The 17,024-nt window shown below is 63.6% G+C and carries 17 protein-coding genes and 1 pseudogene; 14 read left to right on the top strand and 4 right to left on the bottom strand.

Translation table 11 applies throughout. The annotated features are described in order from the left end of the window. The 8 genes from nuoL to A7G45_RS02010 all read left to right on the top strand — a co-directional run. Window positions 1-1,428: NADH-quinone oxidoreductase subunit L (gene nuoL, locus A7G45_RS02045; protein WP_260933055.1), on the top strand; the 1,428-nt coding region annotated here is incomplete at its 5' end. Further along, a complete protein-coding gene (locus A7G45_RS02040; RefSeq protein ID WP_260933052.1) occupies window positions 1,422-2,999 on the top strand; it encodes an NADH-quinone oxidoreductase subunit M in 1,578 nt (525 codons plus the stop codon). The genes nuoL and A7G45_RS02040, both read left to right, overlap by 7 nt. Then, the gene (nuoN, locus tag A7G45_RS02035; protein ID WP_260933049.1) at window positions 2,996-4,531 is read left to right on the top strand and encodes an NADH-quinone oxidoreductase subunit NuoN; all 1,536 of its coding nucleotides are present in this window, start codon (window positions 2,996-2,998) and stop codon (window positions 4,529-4,531) included. The genes A7G45_RS02040 and nuoN overlap by 4 nt, the downstream gene beginning before the upstream one ends. A 47-nt stretch (window positions 4,532-4,578) precedes the next feature. Further along, window positions 4,579-4,992: a hypothetical protein gene (locus tag A7G45_RS02030; protein ID WP_260933046.1), complete on the top strand. Its 414-nt coding sequence runs from the start codon at window positions 4,579-4,581 to the stop codon at window positions 4,990-4,992. Window positions 4,993-5,086: 94 nt separating this feature from the next. Next, window positions 5,087-5,806, top strand: a complete 720-nt coding sequence (rpe, locus tag A7G45_RS02025) for a ribulose-phosphate 3-epimerase (protein WP_260933043.1) — start codon at window positions 5,087-5,089, stop codon at window positions 5,804-5,806. A 3-nt stretch (window positions 5,807-5,809) separates the two neighbouring features. Then, a complete protein-coding gene (locus tag A7G45_RS02020) occupies window positions 5,810-6,508 on the top strand; it encodes an HAD-IA family hydrolase (protein ID WP_260933041.1) in 699 nt (232 codons plus the stop codon). 89 nt (window positions 6,509-6,597) lie between these two features. Continuing rightward, complete coding sequence (locus A7G45_RS02015) at window positions 6,598-7,671, top strand: class 1 fructose-bisphosphatase (protein WP_260933038.1); 1,074 nt, start codon at window positions 6,598-6,600, stop codon at window positions 7,669-7,671. A gap of 2 nt (window positions 7,672-7,673) precedes the next feature. After that, entirely contained in the window at window positions 7,674-8,558 is an 885-nt protein-coding gene (locus tag A7G45_RS02010; RefSeq protein WP_260933035.1) for a phosphoribulokinase, read from the top strand. Between the two features lie 49 nt (window positions 8,559-8,607). On the opposite strand, the gene A7G45_RS02005 is transcribed toward A7G45_RS02010, so the two are convergent. Then, on the bottom strand, window positions 8,608-9,075 hold the full coding sequence (locus A7G45_RS02005) for a Fur family transcriptional regulator (protein ID WP_260933032.1): 468 nt from the start codon (window positions 9,073-9,075) through the stop codon (window positions 8,608-8,610). Between the two features lie 255 nt (window positions 9,076-9,330). On the opposite strand from A7G45_RS02005, the gene nicT reads away from it, so the two are divergent. Continuing rightward, window positions 9,331-10,458: a Nickel transporter NicT gene (gene nicT, locus A7G45_RS02000; protein ID WP_260937903.1), complete on the top strand. Its 1,128-nt coding sequence runs from the start codon at window positions 9,331-9,333 to the stop codon at window positions 10,456-10,458. A 46-nt stretch (window positions 10,459-10,504) separates the two neighbouring features. Here the strand turns inward: nicT and A7G45_RS01995 are convergent, their stop codons facing one another. Beyond that, a complete protein-coding gene (locus A7G45_RS01995) occupies window positions 10,505-11,080 on the bottom strand; it encodes an alpha/beta fold hydrolase (protein WP_260933029.1) in 576 nt (191 codons plus the stop codon). A gap of 23 nt (window positions 11,081-11,103) precedes the next feature. Between A7G45_RS01995 and A7G45_RS01990 the strand changes: the two genes are divergently transcribed. The 3 genes from A7G45_RS01990 to A7G45_RS01980 all read left to right on the top strand — a co-directional run bounded on the left by A7G45_RS01990 (window position 11,104) and on the right by A7G45_RS01980 (window position 14,383). After that, window positions 11,104-11,478 (top strand): hypothetical protein, encoded by a 375-nt coding sequence (locus A7G45_RS01990; RefSeq protein WP_260933026.1) that lies wholly within the window; start codon window positions 11,104-11,106, stop codon window positions 11,476-11,478. 405 nt (window positions 11,479-11,883) lie between these two features. Next, entirely contained in the window at window positions 11,884-12,792 is a 909-nt protein-coding gene (pdxS, locus tag A7G45_RS01985; RefSeq protein ID WP_276554706.1) for a pyridoxal 5'-phosphate synthase lyase subunit PdxS, read from the top strand. Between the two features lie 149 nt (window positions 12,793-12,941). Then, window positions 12,942-14,383, top strand: a protein-coding gene (locus A7G45_RS01980; RefSeq protein ID WP_260937899.1) for an IS3 family transposase whose coding sequence is annotated in 2 segments (ribosomal slippage) — window positions 12,942-13,308 and window positions 13,308-14,383 — 1,443 coding nt in all. Because the reading frame shifts where the segments join, the coding sequence is not laid out codon by codon here. Between the two features lie 827 nt (window positions 14,384-15,210). Here the strand turns inward: A7G45_RS01980 and usfY are convergent. Further along, window positions 15,211-15,573 carry a protein UsfY gene (usfY, locus tag A7G45_RS01975; RefSeq protein WP_260933023.1) on the bottom strand — a complete coding sequence of 121 codons (363 nt, stop codon included), beginning with the start codon at window positions 15,571-15,573 and terminating at the stop codon, window positions 15,211-15,213. Between the two features lie 408 nt (window positions 15,574-15,981). Here usfY and A7G45_RS01970 point away from each other — a divergent pair, with 408 nt between their 5' ends. Continuing rightward, entirely contained in the window at window positions 15,982-16,371 is a 390-nt protein-coding gene (locus tag A7G45_RS01970; RefSeq protein ID WP_260933020.1) for a hypothetical protein, read from the top strand. 57 nt (window positions 16,372-16,428) lie between these two features. Here A7G45_RS01970 and A7G45_RS01965 read toward each other — a convergent pair whose 3' ends face one another. Next, complete coding sequence (locus A7G45_RS01965; protein ID WP_260933017.1) at window positions 16,429-16,761, bottom strand: hypothetical protein; 333 nt, start codon at window positions 16,759-16,761, stop codon at window positions 16,429-16,431. Between the two features lie 99 nt (window positions 16,762-16,860). Here A7G45_RS01965 and A7G45_RS32465 point away from each other — a divergent pair. Further along, window positions 16,861-17,013, top strand: a pseudogene (locus A7G45_RS32465) (hypothetical protein); the annotation flags it as partial. Between the last annotated feature and the right edge of the window lie 11 nt (window positions 17,014-17,024).

Genomic DNA, 17,024 nt, shown 5'->3' with positions numbered 1-17,024 from the left:
ATTGGGTTCTGGTCGCACAAGCCGTCGGCGGCGTCGGCGGCCAAGAAGGCGTTCATCGTCAACCGGGTCGGCGATGTCGGGTTGGCGATCGCGGTGATGGTGATGTTCGCCCAATTCGGCACGTTGTCCTACGCCGGGGTGTTCCGTGGCGCTCCGGCGGCCTCCCCAGCGACGTTGACCGCCCTCGGGTTGTTATTGCTGTTGGCGGCGTGCGCCAAGAGCGCGCAGTTGCCGCTGCAATCCTGGCTCGGTGATGCCATGGAGGGTCCCACCCCGGTCTCGGCCCTGATCCACGCGGCGACCATGGTCACCGCGGGGGTGTACCTGATCGTGCGCTCCGGCCCGGTATTCAACCTGGCCCCCAACGCACAATTGGCGGTCACGATTGTCGGGGCTGCCACCCTGTTGTTCGGGGCGATCATCGGCTGCGCCAAGGACGACATCAAAAAGGCGCTGGCGGCCTCCACGATGAGCCAGATCGGCTACATGGTGTTGGCCGCCGGGCTGGGTCCGGCGGGCTACGCCGTGGCCATCATGCACCTGTTGACGCACGGGTTCTTCAAGGCCGGACTGTTCCTGGGCGCCGGGTCGGTGATGCATGCGATGGACGACGAGGTCGACATGCGCCACTACGGCGGGCTGCGCGCCCTGATGCCGGTCACCTTCGTCACGTTCGGCCTGGGCTACCTGGCGATCATCGGGGTGCCCCCGCTGGCCGGGTTCTACTCCAAGGACGCCATCATCGAAACCGCCTTCGCCGCAGGCGGTCTGCGCGGTGCGCTGCTCGGCGGCATCGCTCTGTTGGGTGCGGCGATCACCGCCTTCTACATGACCCGGGTGATGCTGATGACGTTCTTCGGTCGAAAACGTTGGAAACAGGGCGCCCACCCCCACGAATCACCGGCCATCATGACCGCGCCGATGGTGATCCTCGCAGTGGGTTCGGTGAGTGCCGGCGCCCTGCTGGCCATCGGCGGCCGACTGGCCAACTGGCTGGAGCCGGTGGTCAATCCCGCCGGCATCCACGTTGCGGACCACGGCATCCCGGTCTGGATCATGACCACCGTCACCATGTCCGTCGTCGCCGTCGGTGTCCTCATCGCCTGCATCAAGTACGCCGTCCGGCCAGTGTCCGGTATCGCCACGTCCTGGGTTTCGGGACCGACGACCGCCGCCCGCCAGGACCTCTACGGGGACGCCTTCAACGAGGCCGTGTTCATGCGCCCCGGACAGGCACTGAGCCGTTCGCTGGTCAGCGTCGACAACCGCGGGATCGACCGAATCGTGGAGGGCGTGGCCGGACTGGTCGCAGGATCCTCGGTTCGGATCCGGCTGCTGCAGAACGGATTCGCAAGGTCGTATGCACTTTCGGTGTTCGTCGGCGCCACCCTGGTGGTGGCCGCGTTGGCCCTAGTGAGGATGTGGTGAATCACTTTCCCTGGTTGAGCGTGCTGTGGGTGCTGCCGATGGCGGGCGCCATCGGCATCGTGGTGCTGCCCGGGACCGCGCGGCACCTGGCCAAGTATGCCGCCGTCGTTGTGTCCACTGTGGTGCTCGCCGTTGCGATTTCGCTGGCGGTCCAGTTCGACCCGGTGGGTGATCGGTACCAGTTCGTCGAGAACCACGCATGGATCCCCTCCTTCGGTACCGGCTATACCCTCGGAATCGACGGGATCGCGCTGGCACTCGTCGTGCTCACCGCCACGCTGGTGCCGCTGCTGCTGGTTGCCGGCTGGAACGATGCGGGCGATGTGGGCCGGTCCACGCACACCTACGTCGCACTGACGTTGGCCGTCGAGTCCACGGTGCTGATCTCCCTGGTCGCGCTGGACGTGCTGCTGTTCTTCGTGTTCTTCGAGGCGATGCTCATTCCGCTGTACTTCCTCGTCGGCGGCTTCGGCAGGGACACGTCGCCGGAAGGCACGGAGCACCGATCCCGAGCCGCACTCAAGTTCCTGTTGTACAACCTTTTTGGCGGGTTGATCATGCTCGCCGCGATAATCGTGCTGTACGTGGTGACCATGCGAAGCGACGGGCTCGGCGGCGGCACCTTTGATTTCCGCGCCTTGGTGACGCTGGTCTCCAGCGGCCAGTTGAAGGCCAACCCGGCGGTACTCGACGCGCTGTTCCTGGGATTCATGTTCGCGTTTGCCGTGAAGGCGCCGTTGTGGCCGTTCCATACGTGGTTGCCGGGTGCGGCGGTGGAGACGACACCGGCGACTGCGGTGCTGATGATGGGCGTTGTCGACAAGGTCGGCACCTTCGGCATGTTGCGCTACTGTCTGCAGTTGTTTCCCAATGCCGCAACGTATTTCCGGCCGGCCATCCTGACCCTGGCCGTCATAGCGATCATCTACGGCGCGATCGTGGCGATCGGGCAGACGGACGTGATGCGGCTGATTGCCTACACCTCGATCTCACATTTCGGCTTCATCGTCCTGGGTATCTTCGTGATGACCAGCCAGGGCCAATCCGGCTCCACGCTCTACATGGTCAATCACGGCATCGCCACCGCGGCACTGTTTCTCATCGCCGGATTCCTGGTGTCGAGGCGGGGCAGTCGGGCCATCGCCGATTTTGGTGGGGTGCAGAAAGTCGCGCCGGTGTTGGCCGGTACCTTCCTGGTCGCCGGCTTGGCCACCCTGGCGCTACCTGGGCTGGCGCCTTTCGTCAGCGAACTCCTGGTCCTGATAGGCACATTCACCCGCTATCCGGTCTTTGCGGTGATCGCCTCGATCGCCTTGGTCCTGTCGTCGGTGTATATCTTGTGGCTGTACCAGCGCATGATGACCGGCCCGGTGCGAGACGGCAATGAGCGGTTGCGCGATCTGCTGCCCCGCGAGGCGGCCGTTGTCGCGCCGCTGATCGCACTTCTGCTGCTGCTCGGGATCTACCCCAAACCCGTTCTGGACGTGATCAATCCGTCGGTCGCTCACACTTTGACCACCATCGGACAGACCGACCCCGCGCCGGTCACGGCGAAAGGACCGGTGAAGTGAGCGTCCGGATTCCGTCCGTCGAATACGGCGTGCTCTCGCCAATGCTGATCGTGTTCGGCGCGGCAGTCGCCGGTGTGCTCGTCGAGGCGTTCTTACCCAGGAGGCACCGCTACCGGGTGCAACTAATGCTCAGTATCGGCGCAATGATCCCGGCATTGGTCGCCGTTATCGTGCTCGCCGGAACCCGGCAAATTGCGGTAGGGGGAGCGGTCGCGGTCGACGGGCCGACCCTGCTGCTGCAGGGCACCGTTGTGTTGATCGGCCTGTTGGCGGTCCTGCTCATTGCCGAGCGGGACTCTTCGGGCGGGCTAGGCGGTTTCACCCCGCAGGCGTCGGCGGCCCCCGGGAGCGCCGTCCAATTGGCGGCGAGCAGGGCGGGGGTCAGCCAGACCGAGGTCTTCCCGCTGACCATGTTCGCCGTCGGCGGGATGTTGCTCTTTCCGGCCGCCAATGACCTGCTGACGATGTTCGTCGCGCTCGAGGTGTTCTCGCTGCCGCTGTATCTGCTGTGCGGACTGGCCCGGCATCGTCGCGTGCTTTCCCAGGAAGCAGCACTGAAATACTTTCTGCTGGGCGCATTTTCGTCGGCGATCTTCCTGTACGGCAGTGCGATGCTCTACGGCGGCGCGGGCACGCTGTCGCTGGCCGGGATCGGCGACGCGGTATCCGCCGGGTCCGTCAACATGTCGATGACGTTGGTGGGGACAGGTCTGCTGGCGGTCGGTGTGCTGTTCAAAGTCGGTGCGGTGCCGTTTCATTCGTGGATCCCCGACGTCTATCAGGGTGCCCCGACAGCGATCGCCGCTTTCATGGCTGCCGCTACCAAGATCGCTGCATTCGGCGCCATGCTGCGCATCTTCTACGTCGCACTGCCCGGGATCCGAGACGATTGGCGCCCCGTCTTGTGGGCGATCGTGATCCTCACCGTGCTGGCGGGTTCGATCATGGTTGTCACCCAGACCGACGTCAAGCGAATGCTCGCCTACTCCGCGGTGGCCCAAGTCGGCTTCATCCTGATGGGGGTGGTCGCCGCCAACAGCACCGGATTGTCCTCGACGTTGGTCTACCTCGTCGCCTACGGCTTCAGTGCGCTCGGGGCCTTCGCCATCCTCACGCTGGTACGCGCGCCTGGGGGCGAGGAGGACGCCGAGCTGGCCCGCTGGGCCGGACTCGGACGGCGCGCACCGCTGCTGGGCGGACTGTTCTCGGTGTTCCTGCTGTCATTCGCCGGAATTCCGCTCACCAGCGGCTTCGTCGCAAAGTTCGCGGTGTTCAAAGCCGCCGGAGAGGGCGGTGCTATCCCCTTGGTGATCATCGGTGTATTCGGCAGTGCCGTCGCCGCATTCGTCTATGCGCGCGTCATCCTGCTGATGTTCTTCGTCACACCACACCCCGACGGACCGCAGGTGGCGGCGCCGAGTTCGTTGACCGCCGCGGCCATTCTGGTGGGTGTCGCTGCGACGGTCGTGCTCGGTGTCATGCCGCAGCCGCTGCTGGACCTGGCGAACAACGCCGGCGCATTCCTGCGGTGAGTCTGGTACACCGGAGCACCGGACGAATTCTCACTAGGAGATTCTCAATGGCAGAGGCCACGACGGCGCAGGGCCGAGCGCGTCTGCGCGTGCTGGTTTACAGCGACAATGCCCGAACTCGTCGGCAGATCATCCAAGCGCTGGGCACCCGCCCAGCCGCCGACCTGCCGGACATCGACTACCGCGAGGTCGCGACTGGCGCGATCGTCATTGAGCGGACCTATGCAGGCCATGTCGACCTGGCCATCTTGGACGGCGAAGCCACCCCGGCGGGCGGGATCGGCATTGCCAAGAGGCTCAGGGACGAGGTCGACCAGTGCCCGGCGATCCTGATCCTGACCGGCCGCCCGGACGACGCCTGGTTGGCGCACTGGTCGAAGGCTGACGCCGCGGTGCCGTACCCGATCGACCCGATCCGATTGGCCGAGGCCGCTTTACCGCTGCTGCGCGCGCTGCGCTGAGCCGCGATATCACCCGGTTCTCCACCCACGTGGGTGTGTGCGGCGCGGTTGTGGCGAGATCGGATGAAGGCACCGGATCAGAAAGGCCGCGACCATGACGACGCCCACGCGAACGACAGTGCCCACGCCAACAAGCGCCGCTAGCCAACCGCTCATCGTGCCGTCGGTACTACCCGCCGACTTCGCCCGCCTCGGCGACGAAGTCCGCGAGCTCTGCGAGGCAGGGGTGGACCGGATCCAGTGGGACGTCATGGACGGTGTGTTCGTACCCAATCTCACCTTCGGCCCCGACGTCATCGCGGCGACGCGTCGGCACAGCACGGTCGGGTTCGAAGCCCACCTCATGGTCGTCAATCCCGACGAACTCATCGGCCGGTACGTCGACGCGGGATGCGAGCTCGTCATCGTGCATGCCGAGGCCTGCGCGCACCTGCATCGCACGCTCGCGCGCATCCGCGACCTGGGCTCCCGCAGCGGCGTCGCGCTCAACCCGCACACACCCGCCGAGGTCGTCGAACATGTTCTGCCCGTGGCGGACCTGGTTCTGGCGATGACCGTCAACCCGGGATTCGGCGGCCAGTCTTATATCGCGTCCGTTGAGCCGAAGGTCGCGCGATTGCGCCGGATGATCGACGACTCCGGGTTGCCCGTCGAGCTCGAGGTCGACGGCGGCATCACCGACCGCACCATCTCGGGGGCGGCCGCCGCCGGTGCGGACGTCTTCATCTCCGGATCCTGGATGTATGGCTACCCCGATGGCAAGGCGGCCGCGGTGAAACAGTTGCGCGCCACCGCGGCGGCCGCGCGGCGATGACCGATGAGCCCTCTGGTAGCAGTCATCTTCGACGTCGACGGCACACTCGTCGACAGTGAACGAGATGGTCACCGGGTTGCCTTCAACGCGGCGTTTGCGGAAGCCGGTTTGCCCGATCGCTGGGATGTGGCTACCTACGGGCAACTGCTGAAGATCACCGGCGGCGCGAGACGGTTGGCGTTCTGGTTCAAGAACGCCGGCAGAGGACCCGTGGAGGCTGACGAGCTCGCGCAGCGGTTGCACAAGCGTAAGACGGAGATCATGCGGCAGCTGGTGCGGGACGGGCGCGTGCAGGCCCGCCCCGGCGCCCACCAGCTGATCGATGAGCTTGCGGCGAGCGGTGTTCAGATCCATGTGGCGACGACGGGCACCCGCGCCTGGGTCGAACCGTTGCTTGATCGCATTTTCGGAGACAGGTTCCACACGGTGATCACCGGAACAGAGGTTTCCGATCTCAAACCCAGCCCTGCGGTGTACCTGGAGGTACTGGCACGGACCAGTTGTCCGCCGGAGAGTGCGGTTGCCGTCGAGGATTCGGCGAACGGCGTTGCGGCAGCGCTCGCCGCCGGTCTGCGCTGTGTGGCCGCGCACAACACGTACACCCGCGACGACGACCTGTCGGGGGCCGCACTCGTCACGGATCGGCTCACCGACCCGGCGCTGGTCGAATGGTTCCGCAACCGCGTTCGGCGCGCGAGGTAACGCCTTACCGGCGCGTAGCCGAAGGTGCCACCCGAACTGCCACCCAGATTGGGGATGGCTGGTGAGTCGAGACACGCCATCCTCGGAACATGTTGACCGAACGCACCACGCTGGTCCAGTTTCTGATAGAAGAGCGCCGACGCCACCCCGGTGCGTCTGGCGAACTGAACAGCCTGATTCTCGATGTTGCGTTGGCATGCAAGGCGATAGCCAACCGGGTGGCCTCCGGCGCGCTCGGCGGCGCACTCGGTTCGGCCGGTCAGGTGAATGTGCAGGGCGAGACTCAGCAGAAATTGGATATCCTGGCCAACGACTATTTTGTGCGGGCCACCGAATGGTGCGGCGACGTTGCCGGCATGGTGTCGGAGGAACTCGACGATCCGTACCTGCTGCCCGACGGATATCCCCGCGGTAAATACCTGCTGGTGTTCGATCCGCTGGACGGCTCGTCGAATATCGACGTCAACGTGTCGGTCGGGAGCATCTTCTCGATTCTGCGCGCACCGAATCCCGGCATCGACCCAGTCAGGGACGATTTCCTGCAACGGGGAACCGAGCAGGTGTGCGCCGGGTATGCGATCTACGGTCCCTCGACGATGATCGTGCTCTCGGTTGGGACCGGTGTGCACGCGTTCACGCTGGACCCCAACCTGGGTGAGTTTTTCCTCACCCGCGAGTCGATAAAAATCCCTGCGGCCGCCAAGGAATTCGCCATCAACGCGTCGAACCAGAGGTTCTGGGAGCCAGCCGTTCAGCGGTACGTTTCGGAGTGTCTTGCCGGAAAATCGGGGCCGCGCCAGCGGGATTTCAACATGCGTTGGGTCGCGTCCCTGGTGGCCGAGACGCATCGAATCCTGACCCGCGGCGGGATATTCCTGTACCCCCGCGATTCGCGGGCGCCTGCGAAGGCCGGCAAGCTGCGACTGCTGTACGAAGCGAACCCAATCGCCTTCCTGATCGAGCAGGCCGGCGGCGCGGCGAGCACCGGGCGCCAGCGGATGCTTGATGTCGTTCCCAGTGATATCCACCAGCGCATTTCGTTCATCTTCGGTCCGAGCGAAGAGGTGGCCCGGATCGAGGAATACCACGACCAGCCGTACGAACCGCCAACGACGCTGCCCCTGTATAAGACACGGGGCCTGTTCAGGGAAGAGGTCAGCTGACCATGTCACGCGTACATCCCATTGTTTCGGTCACCGGCTCGTCGGGGGCGGGCACCACATCGGTGATGCGGACCTTCCAACAGATTTTTCGGCGTGAAGGTATCAACGTCGCCTACGTCGAGGGCGACAGCTTCCATCGTTTCGACCGGCTTGCCATGAAAGCGGAGATCGTTGAGGCGCATGCCCGCGGCGAACATACGTTCAGCCATTTCGGCCCTGAGTCAAACCTTTTTGAGGAGCTCGAAGACCTGTTCCGCACGTATTCCGAGACAGGAACGGGAAAGGTCCGCAAGTATCTGCACGACGAAAAAGAGGCCGAGCCCTACGGCCAGGAGCCGGGGACCTTCACGCCGTGGGAGCCGATACCAGACGACACCGACGTGCTGTTCTATGAGGGGCTGCACGGAGCAATCATCACCGACTCCGTCGATGTCGCTCGCCACGCGGATCTGCGTATCGGTGTCGTCCCGGTGATAAACCTGGAATGGATTCAAAAACTCCACCGCGACAAGGTAGTTCGGGGATACAGCTCGGAGGCGGTCGCCGATACCATCCTGCGACGCATGCCCGATTACGTGAACTACATCTGCCCACAGTTTTCCGCCACCGACGTCAACTTTCAGCGGGTACCGGTTGTCGATACTTCTAATCCGTTCATCGCCAGAAGTGTTCCGTCGCCCGATGAGTCGATGCTGATCATCAGGTTCCGCGACCCGCACGGCATCGACTTCCCGTATCTGCTGTCGATGCTGCATGATTCGTTCATGTCTCGGCCCAACACCATCGTGTGCCCCGGCGGCAAGATGGACCTCGCGATGCAGCTCGTCTTTACTCCGATGATTCTGCGGATGGTGGAACGGCGCAAAGCTGAGCTGGTGGCTCTGTAAGCGTGACCTGATCGGCGGCCAAATATGTTGAATGCCGGGGTGTCACGAGTCATTGCGCCTCCTGGCACCGTGGGCACAATCCGTGCAGTGTCAAGCCCGCCTCCTCGGACAGGGTGAAGGCGCTGGCTGCGCTTGCACTCCGTAATGCGCGGGTCAGGCGTTGCGCGGGGATTTCGATGACGGCACCGCATTGGGTGCACACCGCGTGATGATGAGCGTCTTTGGCCAGACCGTATGTGGTGGTGCCGCCTTCGACCGTCAGGGAGTGCAGCACGCCGTGCCCAACGAGCGTTGTTACCGTTCGATACACGGTCGCCAGATCGGGTGGCTGGGCATCATGCGCGGCCGTCTCTATGAGGCGTTGATGGATGTCGGAAACACTGAGGTGTCCGTGGATCGGCTCGATCGCGACCAGTACGGCGATGCGGGGCACGGTCCTACGCAGACCGTGGGCGCGCAACAACTCGCCAATCCGCTCAATGCGATGGCTGTCCTGACCGGGTACCTGCTCGACCATGGGTTCAGTCTCCAGGACTGGTCATCGTCGAGCCAAATGACACTTGTGTTGGAGAGCAGTGCAGGAAACTCGGACGAGAGCGCCTGTAAACCCCTGGGTCTCCCACGAGCCGTTCCAGCGATTCTTGACCGTTCGCGACAGCTTCGTGTGCGAATTGTCCGCCACATTATTTGCGAATCGCTTGCAAGAAGCCGTGAGCTGCAAATAGCGTCGGCGTGTTCTGTACTGCGTGCGGATCCACGAGAGGACGTCCCTATGTCGAGCACCGCTGTCGAACCGAATCGCTCCCGTCTGGCGACGATCCGGGCCTCGCTGACCGGGGATGAGTGGCTCCGCATGGCCGCTATGGTCACAGTGATCGCGGCGTTACACCTGATCGGCTGGGTCACCCTGGCCGCGTTCGTGGCTCCGCAACATTTCAGCCTGGGCGATAAGACCCTGGGCTTGGGTGTCGGCTTGACTGCCTACACACTCGGATTGCGGCATGCCTTTGACGCCGACCACATTTCGGCGATCGATAACACCACCCGCAAGCTGATGTCCGACGGCCAGCGACCGCTGTCGGTCGGGTTTTACTTCTCCCTGGGCCATTCCACGGTGGTATTCGGACTCGCGCTGCTGCTGTCCATCGGTGTCAAGACGATCATCGGCCCAGTCGAGGACGATGGATCGGCGCTGCACCACTACACCGGCCTGATCGGCACCAGCGTGTCGGGGGCGTTCCTGTTCCTCATCGCGATCATCAACAGCTTCGTCCTGGTGGGCATCCTGAAGGTGTTCCGGGAAATGCGCTCGGGCAGCTACAACGAAACCGAACTCGAAGACCAGCTCAACAAGCGGGGTTTCATGAACCGCATCTTCGGTGGCCTGATGAAGTCGATCACCAGGCCGTGGCAAATGTACCCGGTCGGGGTCCTGTTCGGGCTGGGTTTTGATACCGCCACCGAAGTCGCCCTGTTGGTGCTGGCCGGCACCAGCGCCGCCGCCGGGCTGCCCTGGTACGCGATCCTATGCCTGCCGATCCTGTTCGCCGCCGGGATGAGTCTGCTGGACACTGCTGATGGCACGTTCATGAACTTCGCCTACGGTTGGGCGTTTCTGAAGCCCGTTCGCAAGGTGTACTACAACATCACCATCACCGGCCTGTCGATCGCGGTCGCTCTGATCATCGGCGGCATCGAACTCCTTGGCCTGCTTGCTCGACAACTCAGCTTGACCGGCAGCTTCTGGGATTGGATCAATGGCCTGGACATCAACCTGCTTGGCTTCATCGTTGTCGGGCTCTTCATCGTCACCTGGATTGCGTCCCTGCTGATCTGGCGCTTCGCTAAGATCGAAGAAAAATGGTCGGTCAACGCGCCTGCCGCCGCCACCGGGCAATAAGTCGGCGTTTGGCTGCGCGGCACCGCCGAACGGGTTAGCCGCTCCGTCATCCTGAAAAGGCACGCAGTATTATCTCGGTGCTCAGCTGTGCGGTGAATTCGCGAGAACCTCTCCTGCTGACCAACTCTGCGATCCGGAAATCGCCGTGCACGTGGCGCCGACTGGCCTGAGCGATCGATTTGGCGGCAGCTGTACTGACGAGGGCCGTGGTATCCGTAAATACGGGCGGGCAGTGCTCCTGACAGATGGTGCAAGTCATGTTAGGTGCCTTCGCACGCCCGCGGTCGACCACCACCAAACCAATGATCCGTTCCGGGTGGTGTGCCGTCGTTGTCCACGCCGTCTCGGCGTCGTCGCGGGCGCCGACAAGGACGGCGCACTGGACCCCGAGCGCATCCAAGATTCCGATGACCGCCTTGGCCGCGGCGGGCCCTTCCGACGCGATGACGACGGTGCGGACCTTCGCTACCTGTAGTCGCGCCAAAACGCCTTGATATTGCGAGGTCTCGTTCGGCAATGCATCGAGTAAGACGACCGTGCGGCCCGCCGTGGAACCTTCTCTACTGACCTGCACCTGGTGTCCGCCGATCATCGAGATACTTTCGCCGGATTCCGTTTTCACGACCGCTTCCGTCATGGTAAGTCGTGGAGGTGGCCGGATGGTCGCTCGGTGACATCGCGCGGGATACCGTATTCGATTGTGTGGTTGCCTATTTCGCCGCGGTCAAGTCGGAGTCCGGACTCCTCGACGGGCTGATTGGCGATGAACGACAACGCCATGGCAGGGCTGCCCCAGTTGTTGCATGGCCACCGGTCGCTCCGCGTGGCGTTGATCTGTGCGATGCTCTCTTCGTCGGCGAGATGGGAAATCGTACCTTTGCTATCTCGCATCTGTGGACTCCGGGCCCGGATCGCAATCGGCGCTGCAACGACGGGCAGGCGGCAGCAGCCCAGCTCCTGTTGAGCCGTGAACACTCATCTTCGGAATGTTGCCACTTGATTACTGAACACGTCTATTGAGATTAAGCCGCGCATAATCAACCAAGTACTTGATTGAATCACCCGCGACGTCCACCTCCTGGGTGAGTTAAGAGCCGCCCGTTCCCTATAACGTGCCTGAGATCAACCAAACAAGAAGGACATCTGAATCACCGAGTGTTGGCGTGTCGGGGATACGAATGCTGTTGCCCGGCAAGGGCACGCTGGCCACCGAGGAGAGTGCGACGGCCATGTCATCGCCGGTCGAAAGCGTCGGCGTCACCTGTACAGCGACAACAAGCGCACTACCGTGAATTGCGCGCCGTCACGGAAGGTACGACGACCTCTCGTTGGTGTGACGTTTTCGCGCCAGATACATTGAATTTGACTCTATCCCAGTACTGTTCGGCTGTGACCGGACATCCGCTACTTGAGTTTGGGGGCACGATGACCACCACAGAACGACAGGCCACAGCCATGATCGGCACCGCTCGGGTCAAGCGCGGCATGGCCGAGATGCTCAAGGGCGGCGTCATCATGGACGTCGTCACACCGGAGCAGGCCCGGATCGCCGAAGGTGCCGGCGCGGTCGCGGTGATAGCGCTCGAGCGCGTCCCCGCCGACATCCGCGCGCAGGGCGGGGTGTCGCGGATGAGCGACCCCGACATGATCGAGGCCATCATCTCCGCGGTCACCATCCCGGTGATGGCCAAGGCCCGGATCGGTCATTTCGTCGAGGCGCAGATCCTGCAGAGCCTCGGTGTGGACTATATCGACGAGTCCGAGGTGCTGACCCCGGCCGACTACACCCACCACATCGACAAGTGGCGCTTCACCGTGCCGTTCGTGTGTGGTGCGACCAACCTGGGCGAGGCGCTGCGCCGGATCGCGGAAGGTGCGGCGATGATCCGTTCCAAGGGCGAGGCCGGTACCGGAGATGTCTCCAATGCGACCACGCACATGCGCAAGATCGGCGGCGAAATCCGTCGGCTCTCATCGCTGTCGGAGGACGAACTGTACGTTGCGGCAAAGGAATTGCAGGCGCCGTACGAGCTGGTGGTCGAGGTGGCGCGGGCCGGCAAGCTGCCGGTCACGATGTTCACCGCCGGTGGCATCGCCACCCCGGCCGACGCCGCGATGATGATGCAGCTGGGCGCCGAGGGCGTGTTCGTCGGTTCTGGCATCTTCAAGTCCGGTGACCCGGCGGCCCGCGCGGCCGCGATCGTCAAGGCCACCACCTTCTATGACGACCCGGACACGCTGGCCAAGGTGTCGCGCGGTCTGGGTGAGGCCATGGTCGGTATCAACGTGGAGGATGTGCCCGAGCCGCACCGGCTCGCCGAGCGCGGCTGGTGAACAACTGGCATGCGATTCTTATCAGCCCCCTGCGTGTCAGGGTGAGTTGAGTCCACTGGTTTAGAGCAAATCGGCCTGACGTGGGGCGAGATACGGATCGGCACATCATGACCAGCTCCACGATTTCCTCGGTGAATGACAATGAACGGATGGATCCGACCCACCCCAGAGCCGACGGGCCGCGGCGGCGCCGCGTGTTCACCGCGTCGGACAAACTCGCGCACCTGTCGGCCTACGAGCAAGCGTGCGAGCACGGCGAGGGTGGCGCTTATTTGCGGCGGGAGGGCTTGTATTCGTCGTTGATCAGCGAGTGGCGCAAGCAACGTGACGCCGGTGTGCTGGCGGGTAAGCGGCCCGGCGAGAAGGTCGGCAGGCTGACCGCCGAGCAGGCCGAGATCGCGCGGCTGACGCGGGAGAACGCCCGGATGAGTAAGCGGTTGTCCACCACCGAGGCCGCCCTGGACATCATGGGAAAAGCACATGCTCTCTTGGAGTCACTGTCCGAGAGAGCGGATTCCGACGAGCAGCGCAAGAAGCGCTGACCGAGACCTTCGCAATGCTGACCGGACATGGTGTATCGACAAGGCGGGCAGCCACATTGACCGGGCTGGTCCGCTCGACCGCGACCCGGCGGCGCAACGCCGCGACGGCGCTCACAGCCGCAGTCTGCGCCGAGCCTGCGGTGCAGCCGGTCAACAAACTCACCGATGCCGAACGGCGCCGGGTCCTTGAGGTGCTCACCAGCGACCGGTTCGTCGATCTCGCGCCGCTGCAGATCTATGCCCAACTGCTCGACGAGGGCGTCTATCTGTGTTCGGTGTCCACGATGTATCGGGTGTTGGGAGAGAACACGATGGTCGCTGAGCGCCGGCGGCTGGCACGGCACCCGGCGAAGGTGTGCCCGGAGCTGGTCGCGACCGCACCGCAGCAGGTGTATTCGTGGGACATCACCAAGCTCGCGGGCCCGGGGAAGGGCACCTACTTCGACGCGTACGTGATGATCGACATCTACTCCCGCTACATCGTCGGGGTCCACGTCCACGCCCACGAATCCGGTGTTCTGGCAACCGAACTGATGGAGCAGGTCTTCACCGTCCACGGCGTCCCGCAGGTCGTGCACGCCGATCGGGGAACGTCGATGACCAGCAAGACCGTCGCCACGCTGCTCGCCGATCTCGAGGTCACCCGGTCACATTCGCGGCCACGGGTATCCAACGACAACCCGTACTCCGAGGCGTTGTTCAAGACTTTGAAGTACGGGCCCCAGTTTCCTGAACGGTTCGGATCCCTCTGCGAGGCAAGGCAATTCATGGACACCTTCGCGCAGTGGTACAACCACGAGCATCGTCACACCGGCATCGGACTGCACACACCGGCCGACGTGCACTACGGGTTGGCCACCGACAAAGCCGCCGACCGGCGGGCCGTGCTCGCCGACGCCCGCGCCCGACACCCACACCGCTTCGGCACCATCGCGGTCCCGAAAATCCTCCACCTGCCCGACACCGCCTGGATCAACCGACCAGCCCAGAACAGCACCCAGAGACCGACACGACAGCCGCCTAACGCCCACTGGACTCATCCACCTTGAAAAATTCCGGCCGGGGCGACCGGGCGTGTTGGCCGTCAAGTTAGGGTTCGCAGCGGCGCCCATTCGGCATCGCTCGGCATGCCGGCGCACTGGTCATCGCTAGTGCATCACTGCTGAACCCAGAGTTGGCGGCGGGTAGGATCGATGACTTCGCGGGCACCGTCGTCGTAGCGTATAACGAAGTGACCGGCCGAAGTCGACGACACTCGGCCGAGTCTGCCAAAGACTCCGTGCGACACCCTGACTCGGTCACCCGCAAGCGGCGGGCGGGTAGCCGTCATTACGACCCAATCGACACAGGTGTAAACCTTGTCCATCTGGCTATCCGATCCGTTGTAGGCGTGGTGGTTTCGCTGGTTCAGCATCCGCCGAAGTTCGCTCGGATACTCCCCTCACGTGGGTTGTTGGGCGGGGGATTGTGTTGCTGTGCGCCCGCCGCAAGCGAGTCGGCATCGAATGTTCGCTGAGTATGGGACGAGCGGCGCGGCACGGATCAGGCACAGGAACTCTGTCGAACTGATTGCCAGATCTGTTGCGTCATAACCCAGCAGATCGCAGCGGCGACCCGCTGTTGCGATCTAGCGGAATCGGCGGTGGCGCCAGGGGCGCGTGATTGCCGGGCGTGGACAGGAACACATGGGTACGTGACGGACCGCAGACAGTATGCGCGGCAGGCCTAGGTGGAAGCGCAGCGGCAACGACCCTTGAACGCCGCAAAGCTGCTGACAAACCACACTGGTCAGCAGAAATTTGGGATTACAGGTAGCTACAGCGTAAACGCCGTGGCGACCAGCGAGGACCGTCGCCGCCGGGCGTGCGCATTCCCCTCACGCGGAGGTGTTGTCGTCGGGGTGTTCGGCGTGCCAGCGATTTTCGATGCTTACCACGCGCCGGTGCTCGAGAACGAGCCATGCGATGCCGCCGACGATCGCACAGATGCCCACAATGCCGGCGGTGGGAACCCAATCACTTTGCTGGTAGGCGGCGGCGGCCACGCCGCCGATCAGTGCCAGCGCACCGAGCACGATGGAGATGACTCCCGGCCAGCTGTAGATGTCGATGAAGCGTTCACCCGTGTGCGGCAGCGTGGTGCGGAAATGATCGGTCGGATCTCTGTAGTTCGCCACAACAACCTCCTGCGTGGTTTTCGGCTCCTCATCAGAGCTAATCTGGCGACGATTGACATTCATCCCCCTCTTTGGTGGTAGCGCGGGGGGGATGGACAGCCTTCGTATACCAAGGGCGGCGACGCGATGGCGACCATCGAGATGGCAAACCCAGCAGCTACTCGAACAGGTTGGCGCCGGGGTCGTGTTTGAATGTTATGTCAATTCCGTTGCCGCACTGGGTGTAGACAGCTCGACTACCCATAGCGTTGGCGCCGTGACATGCTCATCGTCAGGAACCGTGAGGTTGCGCTCGGCGTCGTCTCGGCCGCAGACCCGGTCACGGTAGGGGTAGGAGTGTTGATCCAGTCACTGATCTGCTTGCGCGGCCGATACGGCACTACCTTGTCCGGCGGCTTCCGGGACCCATTCCAGTAGCCCGTGGGCGAGCGTCACAGGCTGCGGACAGTCCGGGACTATCGAAATCACTCGATGATGTGCCGCAAGCCATACTGTGTTCTACGGGTTCGGGAAGCCACCGATGCTGAGATCGCGGCTACGGCGCGCATCGACGTACTGATTTCCCAACAGCTGCCATCGGTGCGCACCACTGCAGAGAACTGGCGTAACGGTGTGGGCTTTGGCGCAGTCGCGTCGTTCTCTCTGGCCTTACAGGCATCATTTGGCTGGCCCGCGTTCAAAGCAATCTCGACGGAAAATGATCTGCGTCAATGGGAGAGTAGCGAAGTCGCCGCGACTATCCGCTACTTGCGTACGTCGATGATCCTGGTGATCCCCGCGTTCCTCGGGTTCTGCGCCGCATCTGCAGTGCTGATCTTCCATGTGCCGCTTCCTTGGCAATTCCCGCCGTGGCGCCAATGATCGTTGAACTCCGCAGCGCCGATCACTAAGTGGTCTCGCCCATAAGTTCGTCGGGGGTCAGGTCCAGGCGGTCGGGTCGCCCAGGTAGAGGCCGCAGGCGGTGTCGAGTCCATCCTCAGGCGACCCTGCGGTGTATCCGGTCGGCAGGACGGTGTCCTCGTAGCCGTTCTTGCTTGCCAGGTAGATCGCGAAGCCCCAGCGGACGGCGGATCCTCCGTAGCGCAGCCGCATCAGCGGGAGAACCTCGCCGTCGGCGAATTCTCCGCTGACGTAGGCGAATTGGGCGCGAAACCGCACATCGACACCGGTCAGCTGCGGCCACCGGTCGCGGGCGCGTTGAGACAACCGCTGCTGCAGCGAGGTTTTCGTCGACGGCGGTGGTGCGGCCATGAGCACTGATCCTGCCCGACGGGCGTGTCGTGAACCAGCTCGTATCCGGGGAAGCTTGAAACTGAAGTGACTGTTGGGACTTCAGGTTGGAGCGTGAGGATGCCGCCGATCAGCACGGAACGGATAACGCTGACCGGTTCACAGCGCCGTGAACTGGGCCGCATGGTCCGGGCCGGGCGCACCGAGCATCGCCTTGTCCAGCGAGCCACCATCGTGCTGCGGGCCGCCGAGGGCGTGTCGAACGCGGCGATCGCGGCCATGCT

Source organism: Mycolicibacterium llatzerense, from assembly GCF_025331195.1.
Taxonomy (GTDB): Bacteria; Actinomycetota; Actinomycetes; order Mycobacteriales; family Mycobacteriaceae; genus Mycobacterium; species Mycobacterium llatzerense.
This window is presented reverse-complemented; position numbering and strand designations above follow the sequence as displayed.

Coding starts and splice junctions, on each gene's coding strand:
- A7G45_RS01970 (WP_260933020.1), top strand. CDS start 15,982: ATGATGTGCCGCAAGCCATACTGTGTTCTACGGGTTCGGGAAGCCACC.
- pdxS (WP_276554706.1), top strand. CDS start 11,884: ATGACCACCACAGAACGACAGGCCACAGCCATGATCGGCACCGCTCGG.
- A7G45_RS02005 (WP_260933032.1), bottom strand. CDS start 9,075: ATGGTCGAGCAGGTACCCGGTCAGGACAGCCATCGCATTGAGCGGATT.
- A7G45_RS02030 (WP_260933046.1), top strand. CDS start 4,579: ATGGCAGAGGCCACGACGGCGCAGGGCCGAGCGCGTCTGCGCGTGCTG.
- A7G45_RS01965 (WP_260933017.1), bottom strand. CDS start 16,761: ATGGCCGCACCACCGCCGTCGACGAAAACCTCGCTGCAGCAGCGGTTG.
- nicT (WP_260937903.1), top strand. CDS start 9,331: ATGTCGAGCACCGCTGTCGAACCGAATCGCTCCCGTCTGGCGACGATC.
- A7G45_RS02010 (WP_260933035.1), top strand. CDS start 7,674: ATGTCACGCGTACATCCCATTGTTTCGGTCACCGGCTCGTCGGGGGCG.
- A7G45_RS02015 (WP_260933038.1), top strand. CDS start 6,598: ATGTTGACCGAACGCACCACGCTGGTCCAGTTTCTGATAGAAGAGCGC.
- A7G45_RS02020 (WP_260933041.1), top strand. CDS start 5,810: ATGAGCCCTCTGGTAGCAGTCATCTTCGACGTCGACGGCACACTCGTC.
- rpe (WP_260933043.1), top strand. CDS start 5,087: ATGACGACGCCCACGCGAACGACAGTGCCCACGCCAACAAGCGCCGCT.
- usfY (WP_260933023.1), bottom strand. CDS start 15,573: ATGAATGTCAATCGTCGCCAGATTAGCTCTGATGAGGAGCCGAAAACC.